The organism is Lacisediminimonas sp. (assembly GCF_030645335.1).
Taxonomy (GTDB): Bacteria; Pseudomonadota; Gammaproteobacteria; order Burkholderiales; family Burkholderiaceae_D; genus Lacisediminimonas.
In genome coordinates this window covers 1-5258 of record NZ_JAUSNH010000086.1, presented here as the reverse complement: position 1 = coordinate 5258, position 5258 = coordinate 1, and the positions used below count along the sequence as shown (strand labels likewise).

The 5258-nt window shown below is 59.6% G+C and carries 6 protein-coding genes and 1 tRNA gene; 4 read left to right on the top strand and 3 right to left on the bottom strand.

Features of this window, described 5'->3' with window-relative positions; genetic code table 11:
- Positions 1–959, top strand: a 959-nt coding sequence (locus Q7T64_RS06225; RefSeq protein ID WP_304792924.1) for a GspE/PulE family protein, incomplete at its 5' end; no start/stop codon positions are given.
- Positions 960–1018: 59 nt separating this feature from the next.
- Here Q7T64_RS06225 and Q7T64_RS06220 read toward each other — a convergent pair.
- The 3 genes from Q7T64_RS06220 to Q7T64_RS06210 all read right to left on the bottom strand — a co-directional run bounded on the left by Q7T64_RS06220 (position 1019) and on the right by Q7T64_RS06210 (position 3953).
- Positions 1019–1324 (bottom strand): Hpt domain-containing protein, encoded by a 306-nt coding sequence (locus tag Q7T64_RS06220; protein ID WP_304792921.1) that lies wholly within the window; start codon positions 1322–1324, stop codon positions 1019–1021.
- A 19-nt stretch (positions 1325–1343) separates the two neighbouring features.
- Positions 1344–1736: a response regulator gene (locus tag Q7T64_RS06215; protein WP_304792918.1), complete on the bottom strand. Its 393-nt coding sequence runs from the start codon at positions 1734–1736 to the stop codon at positions 1344–1346.
- Between the two features lie 90 nt (positions 1737–1826).
- Entirely contained in the window at positions 1827–3953 is a 2127-nt protein-coding gene (locus Q7T64_RS06210) for an ATP-binding protein (RefSeq protein ID WP_304792915.1), read from the bottom strand.
- A gap of 285 nt (positions 3954–4238) precedes the next feature.
- On the opposite strand from Q7T64_RS06210, the gene Q7T64_RS06205 reads away from it, so the two are divergent.
- From Q7T64_RS06205 to Q7T64_RS06195, 3 genes are all read left to right on the top strand, one after another.
- Positions 4239–4312: transfer RNA gene (locus tag Q7T64_RS06205), tRNA-Gly, on the top strand.
- A 105-nt stretch (positions 4313–4417) separates the two neighbouring features.
- On the top strand, positions 4418–4636 hold the full coding sequence (locus tag Q7T64_RS06200; protein WP_304792912.1) for a DUF1059 domain-containing protein: 219 nt from the start codon (positions 4418–4420) through the stop codon (positions 4634–4636).
- A 317-nt stretch (positions 4637–4953) separates the two neighbouring features.
- Positions 4954–5258, top strand: a 305-nt coding sequence (locus Q7T64_RS06195) for a response regulator (protein WP_304792909.1), incomplete at its 3' end; no start/stop codon positions are given.

Here is a 5258-nt window from a genome sequence, read left to right as displayed (position 1 = left end):
CCGAGCGCCGCAAACCGCAGGACGGACGCTTCAGTTTCGCGCTTCCGGCCAAAAGCCTCGACGTGCGCGTGTCCTCCCTGCCGGCAATGCACGGCGAAAAAATCGTGTTGCGCCTGTTGGGGTCGCTGCACGGAAGCCCGGCGCTCGACCTCGACCGGCTCAACTTCTCCCCTGAGGTGTTGCGTCCGTTCAAGGCGACACTGCAAAACCCCCAGGGGATACTGTTTGTCACCGGGCCTACCGGTTCAGGCAAGAGCACGACGCTGTACGCCGGCCTGAACTTCATCAACCAGCGTGACATCAATATTGTCACCATCGAAGACCCGATCGAATATGTCGTGCCGACCTTGACGCAAGTGATGGTCGATGAAAAATCCGGACGCGGCTTCAAGGAAATCCTGCGATCGGTATTGCGCCAGGATCCCGACGTCATCTTGGTCGGCGAAATCCGCGACACCGAAACTGCGCGCATCGCGACGCAGGCCGCGCTGACCGGCCACCTGGTGCTGGCAACCTTGCACACCAACGACGCGATACAAGCCACCACGCGCTTGGTGGACATGGGCGTGGAGCGTTATATTGTCGCGCCGGCAGTCATTGGCATCCTGAGCCAGCGCCTGGTCCGGCGGCTGTGCGACCATTGCAAGGTCTCCTATCAGCCGGACCCGGAAGAATTGCGTCAGTATTTTTTCTGGCGCGATGGCGCACCCTTGCCATTGTTCCATGCCGCGTCAGGTTGCAAGCAGTGCGGCGGAACCGGCTACGCCGGGCGCATCGGTGTGCATGAGTTCCTGAAGGTGACGCCCCAGATTCGCGAGGCAATCATGAACGGGCGCAGCTATGACGAGATACAGGCGATCGCCGTCCAGCAAGGATTTCGTACCCTGCGCTACGATGGATTCAAGAAGGCGCTGCGCGGCTTGACTTCGCTGGGAGAAATCGCCCGCGCCGTTGCATGACCAATGCAATGCAAGGGCGCGGCCCGCAACGGTAGTCTCGTGCAGGCAATGTGCGCGTCTTACACGCGATTGACCGAATCGCGCAAGCCGAGGATCAGGCCCTGGATCCGGCTGCGCTGTTCTGCCCCTGGCGCGGTGTTCGCTGCGCCAAACCCGGCCAGCGCGAGTTCCGCAGCGCGGGCGGCCTCGCTCACGCCGGGAAAACCGAAGGTCTTGCCGGACCCGGCCAGGCTGTGCAGCGCGCGCAGCAATTCTTCGAATGCTGCACCGCCCCAGGCCACGTTGGCCATCGCTTCCCACATGCGTTCGATTTCCGCCAGTTTCCCGGGCAGTTTTTCGGCGTAGCTGTCATGGAGCAGCTTCATTTGTGCCAACAGATCGCACTCATCCATGCTGGCCTCGCTCCCATATTTCCACTACTTGCGCCGACAGGGTCATTGGATCGAATGGTTTTGGAATCACGTCGACTGCGCCGAGGTTCTTGTAACCCTCTATTTCGGATTGCTGCACCTTGGCCGTCATGAACACGACCGGCGTTGCTGAGTAAGCCGGCAACGCGCGCAGCCTGGCAAGCGTGGTCGGCCCATCCATGCCCGGCATCATCACGTCAAGCAAAATCAACTGGGGCTTGAATGCGGCGATTTTTTCGATTGCCTCATCTCCTGAACTGCATACTTCCAGCTCAAACCCGCCAACCAATTCAAGCGCCATTCGCGCCACCGTCTGGATATCTGCATCGTCTTCAACGTACAGGATGCGTTTTAAAGCTTGATCCATGGAATCGTCTTTTGTTCAATATGTGGAGGAAACTGCGCAGAACCGGTAACCAGTGCTGATGCGCCAGCCTCTGGGCGTACAGGGCAGGCATCATGCTTGCGGTTGCGGCTGGGTCCACTCCGGAAATTCGAAAAAGAACTCGGTCATCACATCAGGCTCCGATTCGAAACCAATGGTACCGCCCATTTTTTCAACAAGCTGCATCGAGATTGCCAGCCCCAGGCCGGTGCCTCCCTTGCCGCGGGTATCGGACGAATCAGCCTGCGCAAATTTCTGGAAAATCCTGCCTTTGAACTCGGCTGGAATGCCTGGCCCGCCGTTGCGCACCGCCACCCGTATCTGTCCGTCGCGCCGCGCAGCGACGACTGAAACAAGCCCGCCAGCAGGCGAGAACTTGACCGCGTTCGACAACAGGTTTGCCAGTACCTGGAGCAGGCGGTTCTGGTCGACCCGAAGCATCATCCCGCCGGCGGCGCCAATGAGTTCATAGTGCACGTTGAACTGGTCGGCATATGCGCGGTTGCTCTCCAGCGCTTGCGGCAGCAGCAAGCCCAGGTCGACCGGCCGCATATCAAAGGACATCTCGCCGGCCTCGCTCTTTTCCATGTCCAGGATATCGTTGACCAGAAAGATCAGGCGCTCGCTGTTCTTGTGGGCAATCTCGACCAACGCCTTGGCCTTGACGGGCATTTCACCGACGGCGCCGGCGGCAAGCAATCCGAGCGCCCCGCGGATTGAAGTCAGTGGCGTGCGCAGTTCGTGGCTGACGGTCGAAATGAATTCGCTCTTGAGCTTGCCGACCTTTGCGCGTTCGCTGATGTCGCGTGTGATACCCAGCATCTGGCATGGCTCCCCGTCCTGGTTCAGCAGTATCGTTGCAACCAGTTCAATCGGAATTGTGTGCCCATCCTTGTGACGCACATCGAGCTCCAGCGTGATATGACGGGCATCCAGGTCACCGGCCTTGATGCGATCCAGGTACTTGACCAGGCCTGCGTGTCCCTTTTCATACATGTCGGGATCCAGGGTGGCAGCCATTGCCCGATCCATGATCTGCTCGGATCGCCAGCCGAACATCCGCCGCACCGATGGGCTGACATAACTGAAATGCCGGCTCGGCAACTCCATCAGCCAGATCACGTCATCAATGTTTTCGGTAATGAGGCGATACACTTTCTGGCTATGGCGCAAGTCACGGGCCAACCGTGCGCGCGCCAGTGACGATGCTGCAATCAGGAAAAGCATCAGGATCATCAGCCATGTCGTCACGGTGTCCCGTGCGGCGGCCCAATACAACTCGCCGGATTTGACGCGATGCACCAGCCAGAACTCATCCTTGACTATCGGCCTGCTGAGCCACGCGTCATTGTTCTTGTCAAGCAGCCACTCGGCGGATTTTGGACTTAGCGGCGGCTGCATCCGCAGCTCCGGATCGAATGCACCATCCCGCACCAGCACCCGGTAGTCCTCACTGACCAACATGGTCTCGCCGACACTCTCGCCAAAACCGGCCAATCGCTGCAGCATGGCGAGATTCAGGTCCAGCGCCACGACGCCAAGGAATCGGTCGCCGTCATACACGGGCTTGGCGATCGTGATGATCGGTCCGTGCCCGGTGTGGCCCTGGTAGGGACCATTCATGGTGATGTTGCGCGAGGGATTGGATGCGGGCAGGGATTGAGTCCAGGATGGGCGCTGGTAAAACTCTTTCATGAATCGGAAACCGTCGATTTTAGAAGAGGGCGCCGCATAAATGAAATCCGTGGCCGACACGTAGTGCATGGAAGTCACGTCGGCGTCGCCCGCCAGCGTAGCGCCTATCTGGCTATCCATGGACACGGCGGCGTTCACCTCCCGCCGTTGCTGATCCGTCAAGGGCAGTTGCCCGCTTCCGGCCAGTGAACCCACAAGCAAACCGCTGGCAGCGACGAGCTCCCAGTTTTCCGGCGACCTGGTTTTTTTTGCCTTTAGCGGATGGACATTTTCAGCGGACGGCGATCGGTAGTGCTCGACCATCTGGTTGCGCATCGCATCAACCTGGTTACGGTGCAATGCGACGAACTTGCCAAGCAGTTCGGCACGGCCAAGGAAGGTGAGTTCTGCCTGCGACCGGAACTGACTGACGTGCTGGAAAAAGTCTGCCACGCCTGCCAGAAGCAATACGCCAGCGGCGACCATGTAGGCGATACCGCGATAGTTCCTGCGCTTGTTTTTCATCTCGTCGCACTGCAAGGGCGGCATCGGCTCGGCCGCTCATCAGGACATGTTTATGTAGAGCAACAATATACCTGCTTTTCAGCGTGCTTCGCGGGTTTACTGGCCGGCGAGTGACGGATTGGCCATACGCAAACGGCATCATTTTTCGGGCCGTTCGGACCACGAGGAAAAAACGCATGCCCCTCGTCCGGCCCGGCTGCGGGTCAGCCAGCGGGGGGCCATGGCGATGGCTTCAGAGGCTGGCCTGATGCCGGGGGCATTTTCCTCGCTATAATCCATGATGATGCGGGTGTAGTTCAATGGTAGAACGAAAGCTTCCCAAGCTCTAGACGAGGGTTCGATCCCCTTCACCCGCTCCATTGCATGCGCCTTGAAAGCGATGCGGCGATTGACTATATTTTTCTGACGGCGCTATTTTTTTGGCGTCGTTCAAACGCCCCGTCAGGAGCATGCAGGAGACCATGATGAGCAGGAAATATATTGACTGTCGCGAATTTCCCAGCGAACAGAACTGTACTGTCGCCATCAGCGCCGACAGCGACCAGGAACTGCTGGAGGCAGCGGTGCAACATGCCGTCGCCGTCCACCAGCATGAAGACACGAAAGAACTTCGTGGGCAACTGATGCAATTGTTCAAGGAAGGCTCCCCTTCCACCGACCGGCCAGCGATGGCCACGCACTGATAGCTTGCTATCTTCCCGGAAGAAAAGACGCACCGGATACACCGAAAGACTGGGGCGCGACGCCGGCGCCCCAGTCGGGAGTCGCTAGTGTTCCCGCAGGCTTCGGCAACTTGCCGATGGCCGCCCTTGCTGCAAGCCGGAAGCCCGCCTTCCACGCCATCTGGCCAGCCATCGGCCGGTTTTCCATAGAGATCCTGTCCACTCGCTTTGCTCGCACGCCCTCGCGCTGCGGATTCTTGGCGCCTGTCCCGCTGGTCGCCGGGTCGGTTAAACTCGACCAACTCAAAAAATCCGCACTGCCACCTCCAGGAACATCGATGCGAATTCTGATTGTCGAAGACGACGAAACCCTGGCCGATGCACTCGGCCGCGCATTCGCTCAAACAGCCTATGCGGTAGACCGGGTCGCCGACGGCAAGCGCGCCGACGAGGCGCTGTCCTTCCACACCTATGACCTGGTGATTCTGGACATCGGCCTGCCCGGGATGGACGGTTTCGAGATCCTGCGCCGGCTGCGCGACCGCAAGTCGCGCGTCCCCGTCTTGATCCTGACGGCGCAAGACGCGCTGGCCGACCGGGTGCGCGGACTGGACCTGGGCGCAGACGATTACCTGACCAAACC